At 38.3% G+C, this 18,474-nt stretch carries 12 protein-coding genes and 1 pseudogene; 3 read left to right on the plus strand and 10 right to left on the minus strand.

What is annotated here, in order from left to right; all coding sequences use genetic code 11:
• The 5 genes from ACZZZW_RS00820 to ACZZZW_RS00840 form a co-directional block, all read right to left on the minus strand.
• The gene (locus tag ACZZZW_RS00820) at positions 1–1,533 is read right to left on the minus strand and encodes a tagaturonate reductase (protein WP_463492020.1); all 1,533 of its coding nucleotides are present in this window, start codon (positions 1,531–1,533) and stop codon (positions 1–3) included.
• Positions 1,534–1,625: 92 nt separating this feature from the next.
• Positions 1,626–2,714, minus strand: a complete 1,089-nt coding sequence (gene pelA, locus ACZZZW_RS00825; protein ID WP_463492021.1) for a pectate lyase — start codon at positions 2,712–2,714, stop codon at positions 1,626–1,628.
• 243 nt (positions 2,715–2,957) lie between these two features.
• Positions 2,958–4,889, minus strand: coding sequence for a glycoside hydrolase family 88 protein (locus ACZZZW_RS00830; RefSeq protein WP_463492022.1), 1,932 nt, complete (start codon positions 4,887–4,889; stop codon positions 2,958–2,960).
• A 5-nt stretch (positions 4,890–4,894) separates the two neighbouring features.
• The gene (locus tag ACZZZW_RS00835; RefSeq protein ID WP_463492023.1) at positions 4,895–6,565 is read right to left on the minus strand and encodes a glycoside hydrolase family 28 protein; all 1,671 of its coding nucleotides are present in this window, start codon (positions 6,563–6,565) and stop codon (positions 4,895–4,897) included.
• Positions 6,566–6,724: 159 nt separating this feature from the next.
• A complete protein-coding gene (locus tag ACZZZW_RS00840; protein ID WP_463492024.1) occupies positions 6,725–7,681 on the minus strand; it encodes a pectinesterase family protein in 957 nt (318 codons plus the stop codon).
• 358 nt (positions 7,682–8,039) lie between these two features.
• Between ACZZZW_RS00840 and ACZZZW_RS00845 the strand changes: the two genes are divergently transcribed.
• Together ACZZZW_RS00845 and ACZZZW_RS00850 are read left to right on the plus strand one after the other, a co-directional pair.
• Entirely contained in the window at positions 8,040–9,680 is a 1,641-nt protein-coding gene (locus ACZZZW_RS00845) for a glycoside hydrolase family 43 protein (RefSeq protein WP_463492025.1), read from the plus strand.
• A gap of 4 nt (positions 9,681–9,684) precedes the next feature.
• Complete coding sequence (locus ACZZZW_RS00850; RefSeq protein ID WP_463492026.1) at positions 9,685–10,470, plus strand: rhamnogalacturonan acetylesterase; 786 nt, start codon at positions 9,685–9,687, stop codon at positions 10,468–10,470.
• A gap of 271 nt (positions 10,471–10,741) precedes the next feature.
• Here the strand turns inward: ACZZZW_RS00850 and ACZZZW_RS00855 are convergent.
• The 4 genes and pseudogenes from ACZZZW_RS00855 to ACZZZW_RS00870 all read right to left on the minus strand — a co-directional run bounded on the left by ACZZZW_RS00855 (position 10,742) and on the right by ACZZZW_RS00870 (position 15,800).
• Positions 10,742–11,175: pseudogene (locus ACZZZW_RS00855) on the minus strand (carboxymuconolactone decarboxylase family protein).
• Positions 11,176–11,599: 424 nt separating this feature from the next.
• Positions 11,600–12,172, minus strand: coding sequence for a Crp/Fnr family transcriptional regulator (locus ACZZZW_RS00860; protein ID WP_463492027.1), 573 nt, complete (start codon positions 12,170–12,172; stop codon positions 11,600–11,602).
• A gap of 53 nt (positions 12,173–12,225) precedes the next feature.
• Positions 12,226–13,008: a GLPGLI family protein gene (locus tag ACZZZW_RS00865; protein WP_055903103.1), complete on the minus strand. Its 783-nt coding sequence runs from the start codon at positions 13,006–13,008 to the stop codon at positions 12,226–12,228.
• A 5-nt stretch (positions 13,009–13,013) separates the two neighbouring features.
• Positions 13,014–15,800 (minus strand): outer membrane beta-barrel family protein, encoded by a 2,787-nt coding sequence (locus ACZZZW_RS00870; protein WP_463492028.1) that lies wholly within the window; start codon positions 15,798–15,800, stop codon positions 13,014–13,016.
• Between the two features lie 290 nt (positions 15,801–16,090).
• On the opposite strand from ACZZZW_RS00870, the gene ACZZZW_RS00875 reads away from it, so the two are divergent.
• A complete protein-coding gene (locus ACZZZW_RS00875) occupies positions 16,091–16,732 on the plus strand; it encodes a GIN domain-containing protein (RefSeq protein WP_463492029.1) in 642 nt (213 codons plus the stop codon).
• 162 nt (positions 16,733–16,894) lie between these two features.
• Here the strand turns inward: ACZZZW_RS00875 and amaB are convergent, their stop codons facing one another.
• Positions 16,895–18,436 (minus strand): L-piperidine-6-carboxylate dehydrogenase, encoded by a 1,542-nt coding sequence (gene amaB, locus ACZZZW_RS00880; protein ID WP_463492030.1) that lies wholly within the window; start codon positions 18,434–18,436, stop codon positions 16,895–16,897.
• Between the last annotated feature and the right edge of the window lie 38 nt (positions 18,437–18,474).

Here is an 18,474-nt window from a genome sequence, read left to right on the forward strand (position 1 = left end):
TTAAATTGTTCTTTCTGAATGCAAGTTACTTAAAGTTTCTTTTGCACCCTTGTTCTGTAATAAATCAACGTAAGATTTTACGGCCGCGTTAAAGCCGGGATAATTATTCAAGTTTTTATCCCAAAGGCGTCTGTCACCAAGGGTATTATCTACCACGGTTTCAGGATTTTTCCAGTATTCGTATAAAATTTCTGCAAATTCATCCTGTACGGGATAGTTTTTTCCGTTGGCACTGGCCGTGTACACATCTCCCTCTTTATTCACATTCATGAAAATAATGTATGCAGCAACGCCCAGGGCCGTTAGTTGAGGCACTTCATTTTTTAATGCATAATATCTTCTGATTAATGGCATATTGCGCATCTGCATTTTTGAAGTGAAGTTCAGCGTAATCGCCTGCCACTGGTGTTCTAAAGCTGGATTGCTAAAACGGTCGATCACACTTTCGGCAAAAGCAATTGCTTCCTCGTAAGTGATATCCTCATTTACCACAACAGGTGCAATTTCATCTTTCATCAGTTTTAATACGTTGGCTGCGAAATCCTCATTCGCCATTGCCTCTTTTACGGTATTGAAACCTGATAAAATAGCCAATCCACAGCTAATGGTATGTGTACCGTTAAGCAAACGGAGTTTCAGCTCTTTAAATTTATCAATTGATGGAACAATGAAAATACCTTTATCAGCCTTTTCAAAGGATAAAATTTCTTTTACTTTTTCACTTGATGATTCAATCGCCCATAACCTGAAAGGCTCGGCCATGATCATCAGTTCATCTTCATAACCCAGTTCACTTTCGATGGCTTTTTGCTCTGCCTCCGGAAGTTTTCCTGGCACAATCCGATCAACCAAGGTTTTGCAGAAATAATTCGCTGTTTTTAACCAGTTTTCGAAATCCCATCCCAATTTGTTCTGAATGGCCAGATCCAATACTATTTCTTTGAGTTTATCGGCATTATCGCTGATTAATTCAGTTGGTACGATAACCATTCCACTTTCAACTGAGCCATTAAAGGCTTTATATCTTTCGTGCAGAAAAGCCAACAGTTTGCCTGGGTAGGATTGCGGCGGATTATCAGTGATTTTATCTTCACTTTTAACAATGCCTACTTCTGTTGTATTGGAAATTACCACCTGCATTTCGGGCTGGTGGGCAGCTTTTAAAATTTCGGCCCAATCTTGCGATGCTGATAAAACACGACTGATTGAGGAATTTATTGAATTTTCTTCTACGTTAACACCATCTTCAATGCCTTTAACACAAAGTGTGTATAAATTATCTTGTTTGGAAAAAGCATCTGCACCGCCTCTGGAAGTAGATTTAACAACCAAAACGCGACCGTTAAAAATACCTTTTTGGTTGGCTTTATCAATAAAATAATCAGGCAGCCCGCGCAATAAAACACCCGTTCCAAACTGAATTACCTTTTCTGGTAAGGCCAAAATTTCGGCACTAGGTTTTGTAACCTTATCGCCGTTAATGTTTGCTAAATTTTCTTTGTTTAAAATCATTGTTCTTACGGTTTCCGTCATTTCGGGAGCTAAGCGATCTAAAGTGGCAGAAAATGCCTACCCATAGTTGTAAGATTGCCTGGTGCCTCGCAATAACGATTTTTATTTTTTACTTATTTCCCGTTGGTAATTAACCACTTCGGATATTCTTTTTCAATTAATTTTTGCCCCCAGCTACCATACCAGGCGTAACCATTTCTTCTTTCGGGACTTAACCCTTCTAATTTTGTTTTGATTGTATTGTCGCGGTCGCCAAAAATAGGCGTGTTTTTTTCCAGATCGTAAAAGCGGGCCCAGGCCATGCTGGTGTTATCTGCAACCAATGCAGCTGTTTTAATATTGGTTTTAGGATCGTTTGGTCTGTCGTACCGGTAACCGGCAATTTTATAGGTATCAAACCATTTTACTGCTGCTGCAATTGCAGTTTTTATTTCAGCTGATGGATTTTTAATCCTCATTAAAAAGCGAACCACTCCTACTGATTCACTTGTACTTAGCGATGCAGGCTCAAACGCTCGTGCTTTTGCCGGTAACATCGAATCTTTATCGTATTGCGCTGCCCAGATGCTTAAAGTTCCATTTTGCTTTACTTGGGTTTTTAAAATACAATCAACACCTTTAACAACTGCTTTTTCGGCCTTTTTAATGTAAGCCGGATTTACCACTTCAAAACCATTTTGCTTATTAGCGATATTCTGCAAAATATTAAGCACATTAATCATTGCATCATCGTTATAGGTAATTTCTGAGCGGTACAAACTTTTATCCGGATAATACTGTGGCCAACCACCATTGGCGTATTGAGCCATTAATATATAATCCAATCCCTTTTCTGCTGCTGCCAGATAAGTTTTGTTATTTGTTTTTTTATAGGCTTGAATAAGGTATACAACTTCCCTGCTGGTGGCTTTGTTATCGAAGGTAGCATGGAGATCTTTGGTGGCTTTAATTTTTGCCAAAAGCTCTGGTGTTATGGCTGCACCATAGTTGACCACGCTTTTATCTTCAAGCTGCTTTGGCCAGCCGCCATTACCCAACTGGTAAACGAGCATTTTATCTGCTGTAGAATCGCTAGGCTGCTGCGCATAACACGATAGTAATAAAGTGCTGCAGATTAGGGTTAACAATATTTTTATTTTCATCATTTTGTTTGTTCCGTGGTTTGTGTCTCCACAAGCCACCAATTTTCTTTTTGTTTCCATGTGCCATGGTTCTTGTTTGCCACGGAGACACAGATTAACACGGAGAAATTTTTATTCCATGGTTTATGTTTCCAAAACCATTAATTGCAATTATCTGTGTTCATCCTTTTCATCTGTGGTTAACACCATTCCGTGGTCTGTGTCTCCACAGACCATTAGCTATTTTTTTTTCGATCGCTCTGCCTGCGTCTTCCCTGGCTAATATTATTTATCTGTGTTGATCCTTTTAATCTGTGGTTAACCTTATTTCTTGCCCGGCACCTGCTTAATCAACCAGTTCACCAGATCATTCGTTGCCTTAAAATTTTCGAATTCTGCCGGCAACTTTCTGCCATCTATATATTCATTGTAAAACCACGGATCGCCAACCGCGAAAACGGTTCCTTTACCATACTTTGCCGTTGCGATTATCACATCACCTTTATCTGTAAGTGCAGAAGTTGCAGGACTTTTGGCCACGATAGTTGAAATTTCCTTGATGTAAACTTTTTTAGCCGTTTTAAAAATTGCATTTCGTGCGGGGATATTTATGGCGCCCTGCTCGAAATTTGCACCCTGAACTTTATTGCGGCTATCTTCATTGAAATGAATACCGAAAGTTTCTGGCAGCACATTGAATTTTGAGATTTCACAATTCCCAACGTCATTTAACAAAAGCACTAAAACTCCACCAGCTTTTACCCATTCACTAATCTGTTTGGCATGTGCAGCATCCATGAAGTTTGGTTTTGCTGTTTCTTTCTCGGTATCAGGATCAACAATGATGTAAATGTTACTTCCTTTTAAATTGGAGGCAGTTGGAGCGGTTTTAAGTGTAGCCGTTTTTACGCCTGCATTATTAAATACTTTGCCAAACAATGAAAATCCGTTATTATCATCTTCTTCCCAAACATAATGGAAAGGGATTTTATCTCCAGTAGGACCAGTAGTATATTCGTTATTGAAAAAATTATCAACAGTAACGGTTAAACCTTTGCCCGGTTTTGGCAACACATCTATTTCCATTTCTGAAGCTGCACAAATAAAGGCACCTACACCTTTAGGATCGTTGGTAATTACTTTTTCACTAATGTAATAATCGAAACTACCATCGCGGTATTTTGGCTTACCACCCAAACCAGATACTGAAACTGTTTTAGTAAGATTTATCCGTTCCTCTCCAGCTTTTTCTACAAATTCTTTCTTTAAACCCGCATAACCTTTATTTGCCGCTGCCATAAACGTTGGGGCCAACCAACCTTTGCGCACACCTTTGGCCAAACCATATACAAACATGCTGGAGGCTGAACTTTCAAGATAATTGCCTTTTCTGGTGGGCATATCCAAAATATCAAACCAAACACCCGATTTCGGATCCTGATATTTTACAGCAGCGGTTGCCGTGCGGTTTAAAATGGCGATTAACTCTTTATACTGTGGATGATCGGTTGGAAAATTATCCAGCACATCTACCAAAGCCATAATGTACCAGCCCATTGCCCTGCCCCAAAAATTTGGCGAAAGGCCCGTTTTTTTATCGGCCCATTGCTCGGTTCTGCTTTCGTCGTAACCATGGTAAAGTAGGCCTGTTTTAGCATCGCGGGCATTTATCTCCATCAGTATAAACTGCTTGGCAATATCATCGAAAGCCGCATCTTTTTCCATTAATTTTGCATACTCAGCATAAAACGGCTCGCCCATGTACAGGCCATCCAACCACATTTGATTTGGATAGATTTTTTTATGCCAAAAGCCACCTTCTTTAGTACGTGGCTGTTTTTGCAGCTGATCGTATAATTTTGTTGCGGCCAATAAATATTTCTGTTGCCCGGTAACTTTGTAAAGCAACAATAAAGACCGTCCGTTTTTAATGTTATCGATATTAAAATCATCTGGTTTATAAGTGCTAATGTTTCCATCTTTATCCAAATAAGCATCCATTGAACTTTGGATGTACTTGAAATATTTCCCATCTCCGGTATTCCGCCAAACGCTTGCCGCACCTTCCAATACAACACCCATATCATAAGTCCATTTTGGGCCTTTAGCACCTTTTAGCAGTGTGGTATCCTGAAACAGTTTTTCCATCGCAGTTAAGGTCAGCTGTTCTGATAATTTCTTTTGGGCAAATCCACTTTGCGATAAAATAGAAAAACAGATGAGCGCCGCTATTGTATATAAAATTGATTTTTTCATATTGGTTATTTTGAAATTTCCAGTGCTTTTTTATCTACTTCAGCACTTAAAAGAGACGCTGTTTTTGCTTTGGAAACATCCGTTCCGGTAATTTTTACACCTTTTGATTTTTCGCCACTTACATCAAACAATACTTTACTGTTATTTGGAAAGGTTAATCCGCTGATATTAATATTTGAGCCATTTTGGATCATTACAACCGGACTGGTGTTTTCGGTAATTATGTTTATATTTTTTAAGAAAATTCCTGCCGCTTCAATAATTTCTATTCCTTTTTTGGCTTTTATGGTCACGTTTTCCAGGTGGATGTCTTTAATGTTCATCTCTGGCAAACCCCTAAAAAATATTGCTTTTTCAGCACCATTTGCCACAACATCCTTAATGTAAAAGTTTTTAAACTGTGGAGTAGCTTCTGTAACCGGAACAGTAACAGTTTTAATGGCTTCGCGTTTTTCGCCGGCCAACGGAACCGGATCAACAGCGGCATAATACATATCAAATAAAATGGCTTCACCAGGAATATCAATCATGTTGATGTTATTGATGTAAATATTTTCTACCACACCACCACGGCCGCGGGTAGTTTTAAAACGTAAGCCAATATCGGTACCGATAAACGAGCAATCGTATACCCAGATATTTCTAGCACCACCACTCATTTCGCTGCCAATTACAAAACCACCATGGGCATGGTAAACTACATTATTTCTTACAATTACATTTTCTGTAGGCACACCACGTTTACGACCAGCCTCGTCTCTGCCTGATTTAATACAGATTCCATCGTCGCCCACATCAAAAGTGCTGCCCTCAATTAATACATTTTTGCAAGATTCTACATCAACTCCATCGCCGTTTTGAGCAAACCAAGGGTTTTTTACCTGTAAATTTCTTAAGGTTAAATCTTCACAAAGTAACGGGTGTAAATTCCAGGCTGGTGAGTTTTGAAAAGTAACACCTTCTAAAAGGATTTTTTTGCAACCTGTTAATACCAATAAGTTTGGACGGAGAAAATCTTTAATATCATCATAATCGGCCGCTGTTTTTCCCGGCCCAATTACGCCTGCATTTTTAGTGTTTGAGCCTTTAACGGTTTTTTCGGATGGATACCACATTTTACCATCGGCCCTTACTACCCCGCCAGATGCAACCAAAGTTTTCCACTGGGTTTCGGTAAGTTTATCTTTTTTAACCATGCGCCACGCGCCACCATTACCGTCTATAATTCCTGTTCCGGTAATGGCTATATTTTCTAAATTGATACCAGAAATCGGACTTTGGTTTCTCCACGCTGGCTGGCCTTCCCAATTTCCCTGAACTAACTTATATTGATTAAAATCAGCGGTGAACTGAAGAATGGCATCACGCTTTAAATGGAGGTTTACATTACTTTTTAATTCGATAGGGCCGGTTAACCACAGGCCGGAAGGAATTAACACCACACCGCCACCTTTTTGGCTAACGCTTGCAATGGTTTTATTAATACTTTGCGTATTTAGGGTAATGCCATCGCCTTTTGCCCCAAAACTGACAATGCTTGTGGTATCTTTTTTAAATTTAACCTGTTGAATTACGGGTAAGCTTTGCTTTTGTTGTGCTATAGCAGTTGCAGAAGTTAAAATTAAGCATGCCAGAGCTACTTTAATACGGCATAAACCACCAGAAATATGTTTCATTATTTGTGCTGTTAAATTATACTTGGTTATTGTAATAACAAGTGTACGTTGTTTGCGGTTAAAATCGAAGAGAAATCTATGCAATCGTTGCCGGAGAACAAAGTAAAAAAACACCTGAATTTAGGTGTTTTAATATTGAATATCAACGTTTTAAGCAGACTATTTTGCCTCAGGATTCCATCCACGGAAAACGTTTTCCAAAATGTAGGCCTTATACTCGTCATCTGTTATCTGGTGCGACCATTTTGCCCTGTTTTTTGGGTCAGCTCCTTTTCCGGTACTTTTATATTCAGCGTAGTAGGCCGTTTTCTCATTGCTTTCTTTGCCCCAGTTGTTCCAGCCTTCAGGGCGAATTAAATCTGGCAACTCACAGTTTAAATAAGCAACCTTTGCATAAGGTCTCCATGGGCGGCCCAAATAAAAAGTATTGGCTGGAGCATCTCCCTTGATTTTACACTTGTTTAATACGTAACCAAACTTTGTGGTATCAGCAGTGGAAGCAGCGGTAATGTAACCCGCCTTTTTACAAAATATGGTACAGCTTTCGAACCATGCGGTAGAAGCACCGAAAATAAAATCCACCGTTCCCTCAATATAGCAATTCTTATAATATTGGCGGTTGTTGCCACCATAGGTATAAAGTGTATCCTGAAAACCCAAAAACCTGCAGTTTTTAAAAATCATTTTATCACCACCTGCCCAAACGGCCACTGCCTGTCCCACCGGGCCGGATGAGTTTTCGAAAGTAATATTCTCAGCAGAAAAACCTTCACCGTAAATATAAAAGCTTGAGGAGCCTGAAGTGCCTTTTTCTTCGCCAAAAGCATTTTTCTTCTGTGCATAATCATCATAAGTTAAAATGGTTTCGTTCAAGCGCTCTCCAATAAACTTTACGTTCTTTTTAGAGGCTGCTAAAACTAATTTCTCCTTATAAATACCCTTTTTAATAAAAATTACCGTTGTTTTGTTTCTGAAATCGGGTACAGCATGTATTGCTTCCTGTACTGTTTTAAAATTTCCGCTGCCATCGGCCGCCACCACAAAATCGGGTTTAACTTCCAGGGCACTTGCAGCAAGTGAAAGAGCTAAAAGAAAGAATAAAATAATTGCTTTCATATCAATTTGGTTAGGCTTAAATTAAAATCGGCCACGTAAAAGTATAAAACTTTGTAACGCAGCCGTGTTTTAAAATATATGATGAACAATTTTAAACATTAAAATCTATGCGAAAGAAACATTTAACAGATTAAACTTCGCAAACGATGTCGGGAACGATTGCACAATAACAACTTGCCTGAAAATAAAAAAAAACTTAATCTTGTTGATAGGCTAATTTGATAAAATACACGCATCGTCATTCCCAACATGATTGGGAATCTAATGCCAATCATAAGCCACATTAAGATTTCTGCCTGCGCGTGAATGACGTAATGCTAGATAAATAACTGACCAAATATTAAAAACATTTTTGTTAATGAAATACCTATACAGTTCAATCCTTTTTTTAAGTTTTTGTTTAAATACCCTTGCCCAGCAATCGCCTGATAACCGGTATGTTTCCAAAGTTTGGGTAGCTGATTTAGGCAATGGAACCTTTAAAAACCCGGTTATAAACGCCGATTATTCTGATCCGGATGCTATCCGGGTGGGAGATGATTTTTACATGATCGCCTCAAGTTTTGATGCAATTCCGGGTTTGCCAATTCTCCATTCCAAAAATCTGGTCAACTGGAAAATAATAGGTCATGCTTTAAAACGCCAGCCTCCCTTTGAGCATTTCGAGAAAACGCAGCATGGCAATGGTGTTTGGGCACCTTCGATTCGTTACCACAATGGCGAATTTTATATTTATTATCCAGATCCCGATTTTGGCATTTATTTAACAAAAGCAAAAACGATTACAGGCGATTGGTCGGCACCAAAATTAGTGGCTGCAGGTAAGGGATTGATAGATCCTTGCCCTTTTTGGGATGAAGATGGCAAAGCTTACCTTGCTTATGCTTATGCGGGCAGCCGGGCCGGGATAAAAAGTGTATTGGCTATTATGCCCTTAACCAGCGATGGTGCTAAAGCGACAGAAACCGGTCGTATTGTGTACGATGGTCATGAACTGGATCCAACGATTGAAGGACCAAAATTTTACAAACGAAATGGTTATTACTATCTTTTTGCCCCAGCAGGCGGCGTATCTACAGGTTGGCAGCTCATTTTAAGAAGTAAAAATATTTATGGTCCATATGAACGAAAGGTAGCCATGGATCAGGGAAAATCCTCTGTAAACGGCCCCCACCAAGGTGCCTGGGTAAATACTCAAACTGGTGAAGATTGGTTTTTGCATTTTCAGGATAAAGATGCCTACGGGCGTGTGGTACATCTGCAGCCAATGAAATGGGTAAATAACTGGCCAGTAATCGGCGTGGATAATGATGGCGATGGCAAAGGCGAGCCAGTTATAACGTATAAAAAACCAAATGTGGGCAAGGTTTATCCAATTGAAACGCCAGTAGAAAGTGATGAATTTGGAACTTCGCAATTGGGGTTGCAATGGCAATGGCAGGCCAACCCGCAGCCAACCTGGTTATTTACCGATGCGGCAAAAGGTTTGTTGAAATTATACACCGCCAAAACTCCTGATGATGCTAAAAACTTATGGGATGTTCCAAGCCTGTTGATGCAGAAATTTCCTGCCGATGAATTTATGGCCACAACAAAACTTGTTTTTAAGCCCAATCCGAAATTGGAAAATGAAAAAACAGGCCTGGTGGTAATGGGGCGGAGTTATGCACAAATAAGTATTAAAAGTAAAAAAGACGGTTTTTACCTGATGTACGGCGTTTGCCAAAATGCAGATAAAGGAAAAACGGAGAATGAAAAGGAAATTATTAAGCTGAAATCAGCCACTGTATATTTTAGGGTCAAGGTTACTGCTGGTGCAAAATGCCAGTTTAGTTACAGTGAAGATGGGCTGAGTTTTACCAATGCCGGAGATGAATTTCAAGCAACAGCCGGACAGTGGATAGGTGCAAAAATGGGGATTTTTGCCATTAGGGATGCCCAAACTAATGATTCGGGAATAGCAGAATATGATTGGTTCCGTGTACAACCTTTAAAATAAAATAATGAAAAAGTATCTTACCGTTGCCCTGTTGGGAGTTTTACTGATGTCGTTCATTGTAAAACCAAAGCCCATTAAAATTTATTTAATAGGCGATTCTACTGTTGCAGATTATACCCTGGAGGAAGGTTATATGCAGAAAAAATACCCGATAACGGGTTGGGGACAGGTTTTTCAACAGTTTTTAAAAAAAGACAGTTTAAAAAAATTAAACAAGCTGATTAAAAGTGATAGTGTCCTTGTGGTTGATAAAGCCAAAGGCGGCAGAAGCACCAGAACCTTTTTTGAAGAGGGAAGATGGAAAGAAGTATTATCAACCCTGGAAAAGAACGATTTGGTTTTAATCCAGTTTGGCCATAATGATGCAGCAAAGAATAAGCCAGACCGTTATGTAGATATTCCTGGTTATAAAGATTTTTTAAGGATGTATGTTAAAGAAACCAGGGCCAAAGGTGCCTTACCGATTCTTATTACACCGGTAATCAGAAACTATCCCTGGAAAGATGGAAAACTGGGGAGTGCACATGGCGAGTATCCACAAGCGGTAAAAGATGTAGCTCAGGAATTAGATGTACAACTTATAGATTTAACATCACTTTCAGCAGCATTTTTTAGTACAAAAGGGAATGAATTTGTAAGTAAAAATTATTTTATGAATTTAGACTCAGCAAAATATGAAGCTTATCCTAAAGGACAAAAAGACAATACGCACTTTCAGCCGGAAGGAGCAAAAGAAGTTGCCAGGTTGGTATATGAGGGATTGAAGAAGATTAACGGAGCGCAAAATTAGACCTCGGAGGCTTCAGAAACCTCTGGAGTCTGGATGGTGCGTAATTTACAACTACTGACTTTTGTTAAATAAATCTGATAGAACGTAAAGCCCCAATCGAAGCAATGAGCGAGGACTTGAGGGAACAACAGGATTACAGTGACCAAATTATACAGAACCATTGTTTTCCAAAAAAAATATCAACCATTTGAGTCACCTGAGCGAGATTTTTGATTCAATCTTGTAGCTATAGACCTCTCAGGTTTTTAAAACCTGAGAGGTCTGAAATTAACTACCCTACCATTACTTTTGCAGTAATTGCGAGCCTGTTCCATGCATTAATGGTTACAATAGCCATAATAATCTGTGCAAGTTCCTGTTCGCTGAAGAAGCTTGCCGCTTTTTGATAAACAGCATCCGAAATGTGGTTACTAATTAAAGTTACCTGCTCTGTTAAGGCCAAAACCGCTTGCTCTTGTTCGGTAAAAAGTGTTGTTTCTCTCCAGGCGTTCAACAGATATAAACGCTGCTCAGTTTCACCAATTTTACGGGCATCGGTTGAGTGCATATTTAGCAAAAAGCACAACCATTAATTTGTGAAGCACGCATTTTAATCAGCTCTAAAAGGATAGGATCTAATTTGCTCGTTGATAAGTATTTTTCTAAACCGTACATAGCTTGATAAGCTGCAGGTTCTACTTTTGGGATATCAATTCTACTTTCCATATTATTTGTTTTTTGATTATGATGTAAAGTTCCGCATCGAAATGATCAAAAAACTTAATGTAGTTTAAGAAATGATTGCTTAATACAAAGGGCACACTTTTTTCTGCAGAGTTAGCGCTATGTTTATTTTTTAGCCCCGGAAGCACGGAGTAACACGGAGTGGTTTCAAAGCCTGTGTTCTCATTAATGTCATTTATTTAATAAGTTTTTAACCGCAGATGGACACCGATAAACACAGATCTTTATACCTGTGTGCATCCATTTTATCTGTGGTTAAATTAGGTATGCCTGTAGGGCTTACTTGGTAGCATTGGTGTCCTCATATACCAATGTTTTCTTTTTCAATACCCGTTCGGTATTTATCCGTCCCTTCTGTGTTTCCGTGGCCCATATTAAACAAAATTAAGGCTGTGAGCACTATGGCTTATATCTTCTTCGCCCTGATCTTACTTAGAAACTCCGGCGTAAAACCCAGATATGAAGCCAGCATATACTGTGGCACACGCTGCACAAATTCTGGGAATAAACTATTAAAATGCCGGTATCGCTCTTCGGCCGTTTGACTGTATAAAAATTTGATCCTCCGCTGTGAGGCCTGATGGTTTTTTTGTAAGATCAACCTGAAATACCTTTCCAGTTTCGCTAATCTATGGAACATTTCTTCATAATGGTGGTGCTCAATGGCAATCACCTCTGTAGCTTCGGCAGCCTGAATATAAAATTCTGATTGCTCCTGGAACAGAAAGCTACTGAGATCAGTTATCCACCAATTTTCTATGGCAAACTGAGTGGTTTGTTCCACACCTTTAATGTCGACAAAATAAAGCCTGAGGCAACCTTTTACCACAAAATAATTGGCCCGGCAAGTTTGCCCTTCCTCTAATAAAAAGGCCTTCTTTTTAACTGAAAACGATTTGAGTAGTGGTTCAAGGATTTCCTGTTCATCACTACTCAAATTTATAAATCTGTTAATGTGATTATAAAGCGCAGTAAACATTATATGCTATTTGGCTTGCTAAAATAGGCATAATTGTAATAATCTTCTGTTCCTTAAAGCCCAAAAATTTTTAAATCCGATAATGCTTCAGGTCCGTAATTTTTGAGTGCTGAGGTTACAATCGCTATTAATCCTTTATTGGTTATTGGTTTTCCTTTGGTTGGGGGCAATAAGTCTTTTTCGGGTACGGCAACCTCGGTAACTTTAGTCGCAAACCAATTTACATTTTCATGAGGCAATGCTAAACCCAAAATCATTCCTGGCAGCCCCGTAAAAGATTCCGGCCCGCCCGATACTGCAATTTGGTTAGTATAGTAAGCCACTATATAAACCGAATCCATGATTACCGCATTAGCTCTTCTGCATTCGTAACCCGCAATCTCCCTTGTTTCGTCGGTAATTTTCCAATTGATTTTACGAACACTATCTTTCACCAGATAGGTTTCTTCGTAAACATTTTTTTGCGCTATACTTGTTTCAGTACCAAAATTGGTTGCCACGGTATTCCTTAAGTCGGCCAACATATCTCTTGTTACCCAGTTATTTGTTAAGGGTTCTTCAGCTGAAGTTACCTTATATAAACTTTTGTCTTTTGTAAAGTTTAATACACTTTTTCCGATCTTGGTTTGAGGATTGTTCTTTTTGTATTGATCAAAAGCAGGGCCATAGTAACTTTCGTTATCCTTGTTAATTTTCTTCTTTATTATGGCATACATATTCGATTTTTTTTCAAATTCGATTATACCGTTTTGAACAAAGTGCGCATTCTGTGCAGATGCATTTTTACTGATGAAAATGGCAGTAAATAAGATAAAGTATATAAGCAGATTTTTCATGATCATTATTTTTGTGTTTTAACGCCACCACCCATTTTATTGAAATCCCATATTAATGAGAATAAGAAATACCGCTGAATAGTTGTATAACTGCTTTGGGTAATGTTTCCGTTATATGCCGATCTATCAAAGCCGACATTTTGGTTTAAAATATCGTTTACAGTTAGCGCGAATTTAAGATTCTCTGATTTGAAGAACTTTTTTGTTAATGAGGCATTCCAAAGGAAACGTTGAAAGTTTTCATCAAATGTTTGTGTCTTCCCTTTAAATTCATACTGGCCATCAGTAGATAACTCAAATTTGGCTGGTAATTTTACCGAGCCTGATGCATAACCATCCCAGCCCCAACCATCGCTGTTGCCAGAGGTATTAACACTCGCTCTGGCAATATTATAAGTTGGTCCGAAACGGGCATAGAAATTATACTTCTTATCAACATACTTCGAAAAATTTAATCCAGCTCCGTAGGTATAATTTTTTGTTTTATTTAAAACCCCATTAATAAAATTATACGAAGTGTTTCCATATGCATTACCATTAATACCAACACTTAAATCTATACCTTTTATTTTTCGGCTAGTTTGTGCATTAATTGAAAAATTTGATGGCATTTCATTCGAGAGGTTAACAGATCTGTAAGTACTTTTAGCTGCGTTATCTGTAACAACATCGCTAATAATGGGGTTTGCTGTAAAACTATAATAGCCACTTAGCCAGATCGATTGATCTGTTAATACCTTATACGAATTGAAATTCGCACTGATACTACTTCTAAAAGATGGCCGTAAATCGGGATTACCTAAGGAAATATTCAATGGATCGGTATTTACGCTAATGGGTTGAATTTGCTCCAGAGAGGGCTGATTTGTATTTCCACTATAATTTATTCTCAAAGATTTTTGCTGTGAAAATCTATATTGATATGATGCCTGAGGCATATAATTAATGAAGTTACGGTTATAGGTTTTATTGTTGTAAAGATCTATCTGTTTGAAGTTAACGCCACTAAATTTTGAGCCAATAGTAGCTGATGATTTTCCACTCTTGTAATTGAATACTGCCCCTCCCTGATTAATGATCTGATCCAATTTATAATCGTTACTGAATTGGGTATCCAGAATATCGTAATTACCACTTGCTGACTTGTTGAACGACTTTCGGTCAGATTGACCACTCATCAAGCTTAATCCATAATTTACAATTACACTTATGGTTTTACTAAGTGGTTCTGTATATGCTAAATTAGATCTGAACGCAGTATTTGAAATATCATTAACTTTATATTGATTGATTACACTATCGCGAACTCCTGTAGTGGTGTAAAACGTGTTTTTAGAATTTAAATAACCATCACTATTGCTTTTGCTTATGGCCTCGCTTAAACTAAGGGAAAGTGTACGGCCCTTCTTTTTCAATTTCTTGGTAAATAAAGCACTCATGTTAAACTGTTGCTCGTTAACTTTGTTACTAAGTGTTCTATCGCTTTTATTTAGCAGTTCATCATTACCATTTTTGCTGGAAGTATTGTAAGAATTAAACGTATTGCTTTCTTTTAAAGCACCGTCTACACTTACTTTTAAAGTCAGTGTAGTATCCAGTTTAATTTCATAGGTAGCATCCAGTTTTTGCCTAAACATATCATTATCATTAAACTGATCAGAAACATTATTAATAACACCAGAACTTAAGTTGTTTTGGCTTATTGTATTTCGATTTCCACTAACTCGGATGGAACCAATTTTGTAATTGGTATTTAATGATTCTTTGTCTTTATTCCATTTACTATCAAAGTGCAGCCCTCCGGTTCTGGCTACAGGTAACCCTTGGCCATTGTACTGCCCATCATAACTATCAAAGTCATCACCGCCCGAGCTAAAATACATATAGCCTTCATCGGTCATAGTCATTGTATTACCGCCATATTTATCACGGTCATCCCAACCTAAACCAACTGTACCATTGTTGCCAAAAATGCCATAAGCAGAGAATTTTTTCTTCCCCCAAAATTTATTAAACATCAATTGCCCGGTGTAATAATCATCGGTTCCATAACCACCCTGCACCTTACCGAAGTAACCATTTTTTTTATCTTCTTTTAATTTAACATTTAGTGTTTTCGTTTTTTCCCCATCATCAATTCCGGTAAAGCTGGCCTGATCACTGGCTTTATCATAAAGCTGAACCGATTCTACCATATCTGCACGGAGATTTTTTGTTACAAGTGTAGGGTCATCACCAAAAAACTCTTCACCATCTACTAAAACTTTTTGAACAGCTTTACCCTGAGCAGTAATTTTTCCGTCTTTATCTACCTGTATACCTGGAAATTGTTTAATTAAATCCTCAACTTTAGAGTTTGGTTCAATGTTGAAAGCTTTTGGATCAAATTCGGTGGTATCACCCTTGATTTTCATCGCAGCCCTGTTCCCCTTTATAATTACATCAGCCAAAATTTTTGCCATTCCGGTCAGGTTTACTTTTCCATAATCCTTAACCTGTGTGGTAGAATCAAGCGTAAAATGATCTACAAAATCGGCATATTTCGGATAAGAGACCAGGAGAATAAATTTTCCGTTTTTGATACCATTAATTTCGAACGAGCCGTTTTCTGCAGTTCTGGTAAATTTTACCAGTGTAGAATCTTTGGCATTTAACACTGCAACTGTAGTTCCTGATAACAGGGTTGTAGAGGCCGTATCAATCGTTCTTCCTTTAATAGTATGGAGATTCTGCGCTTTCGAATAGGAGGAGATAAACACAAGAAAGCACAACGAGAGTAATAAACGTTTCATAGAAGGATTTGGTTTTGTTTTCCGAAGATAAAACTAATCGATTAGTTATTTGCTATCCTTTAACTTTTTTTAACATTATTACTTAATACTCGGTAAATCTCATTCTTTTCGGCAACAACCAAACATTTTTCGTATAGGTTATTTTGGCGTTCGTCCATAAATAAAAGCTCATGGTATAATAGCCCATAATTGGCTGAAACGTTTTCACCAGAATACCGTCTTAATTACAAAACCACCTAATTATTAGGAACTTAAAAATATAAGATTTATAAACATAAAATATTAAGGTCATGAAAACTTCTATCAAAAATTTGTTCACAGCAACATTAGTAATGGTTACGTTAACCAGCGCAACAGTAGTAGCAAATGCTACAGAAAACAATACAAACTACACCGCAATAACGATGGTGAAAAACATCAATAAAATTGTGGTATCAGGAAATGTAAAATTGATATTGATACAGGATGTAAAAGAAAGTATTGAAGTTTATGATCAATATTATACCAAAAACGCATTGATACAGCAACAGGGTGCAACATTGAGAATCAGCTCATTCGAAAAAAATACTTTAACGGTTATTGCGCACGTTAATAATTTAAATAGTATCGAAGCATTAAATACCGCAACGGTTAGCACTGCCGGGAAATTTAATTTATTAAATTTAAACGTTGTTTTAGGCGATGATGCATCAGCAGATTTAAACGTTAATACAGTTAATTTAACTACTGATGTAAATGATTCAGCCGCTTTAAAGCTCGAAGGTTCAACACAAACACACCAATCGACAAGCGGTATCACTTCTAAAATAGAAACTGGAAAATTTATAGCTCAGGATACCTATACTAAACTGGTTGCAAAATCTGCTTTGGCAAAAAACAACAAATCCCGTTATGATGATCTTCAGGTAAACCTATTAGAAAAACTATTCTAACTCCATCATATATTTTACCAAAAAGGCGCTGAGTTTAATTTCAGCGCCTTTTTTATTTTTTTGTCCTTACTGACAGAAGGCTTTTTCAGCCTAGAGCCTGTCCCGAATTTCCGGGGAAAAACCCTGCACCTATGGGTTATTACTATTGCATTAAGGATTCTGCTACAAATCGAATTTTATACCCTGTGCAAGGGGCAAAGTATTCGAATAATTAATGGTATTGGTTTGTCTGCGCATATATGCTCTCCATGCATCAGATCCACTTTCCCTACCTCCTCCAGTTTCTTTCTCCCCTCCAAAAGCACCACCTATTTCAGCACCAGAGGTACCAATGTTTACATTGGCAATACCGCAATCTGATCCTTTAGCAGATAAAAACTGCTCTGCTTCCCTTAAATTTAAAGTCATAATGGCTGATGATAACCCTTGTGGCACACCGTTTTGCAAGGCAATTGCCTCATCTAAAGTTTTATATTTTATCAGGTATAAAATTGGCGCAAAAGTTTCATGCTGCACAATTTTAAAATCATTCTGAACTTCGGCAATACAAGGTTTTACATAACAACCACTTCTATAGGCATCGCCAGATAAAACCCCGCCTTCTACCACAAAATTGCCACCCTCTGCCTTGCATTTTTCTATCGAATCTAAATAGGCAGTCACCGCATCAGTATCAATTAGCGGCCCAACATGGTTGTTTTGATCTAAAGGATCGCCGATACGGAGTTGACTGTAGGCTTTAACCAACTTTGCTGTAAAAGCATCATATACACTTTCATGAATAATCAACCTGCGGGTAGAAGTGCAACGCTGCCCTGCGGTACCAACTGCACCAAATACAGCTCCGATTAAACTCATGTCCAAATCGGCATGTTCAGAGATAATGATCGCATTATTGCCTCCAAGTTCCAACAAACTTTTACCCAAACGGGCACCCACCGCAGCTCCAACGGCTTTTCCCATACGGGTAGATCCTGTTGCAGAAATTAATGCAATGCGACCGTCATTCGTCATCATTTCACCTACGCTTCTATCTCCTAAAATGAGGCTGCAAACCCCTTCGGCTATATTATTATTTTTAAAAACCTTAGCTATAATATGTTGACAGGCAATGGCTGTTAAAGGCGTTTTTTCTGAGGGTTTCCAGATGCAAACATTACCACATACCAGTGCTAAAGCCGTGTTCCAGCTCCAAACGGCCACAGGGAAATTAAATGCAGAAATAATCCCGACAACCCCCAGTGGATGCCATTGCTCATACATGCGGTGGTTCGGACGTTCGCTATGCATAGTAAGACCATATAGCTGACGTGATAAGCCCACAGCAAAATCGCAGATATCAATCATCTCCTGCACCTCACCAAAGCCTTCCTGCAAGCTTTTTCCCATTTCGTATGATACGAGTGTACCCAATGCATCTTTATTTTCACGTAAAGCATCGCCAAACTGACGCACAATTTCTCCCCGCTTTGGCGCAGGAATGGTACGCCACTCTTTAAATGCCGATTGCGCTTTTAACACAACACCCTCATAATCTGAACTGCCGGCAACTTTTGCCGAAGCAATCAGTTCACCATCAACAGGAGAAAAACTTTCTAAAGTATCCGGATTCGATTCTCCACCCCAATTGTTGCCTGTACTAAAGGCAGGATTGCTCGCCTGAATGCCCAATTTATTTAAAATGGATTGAATAGCTGTAGTCATATATCTAACGATTTACACAAAAAAACAAAAAATTAACA

It is taken from the genome of Pedobacter sp. AC379, assembly GCF_979258145.1.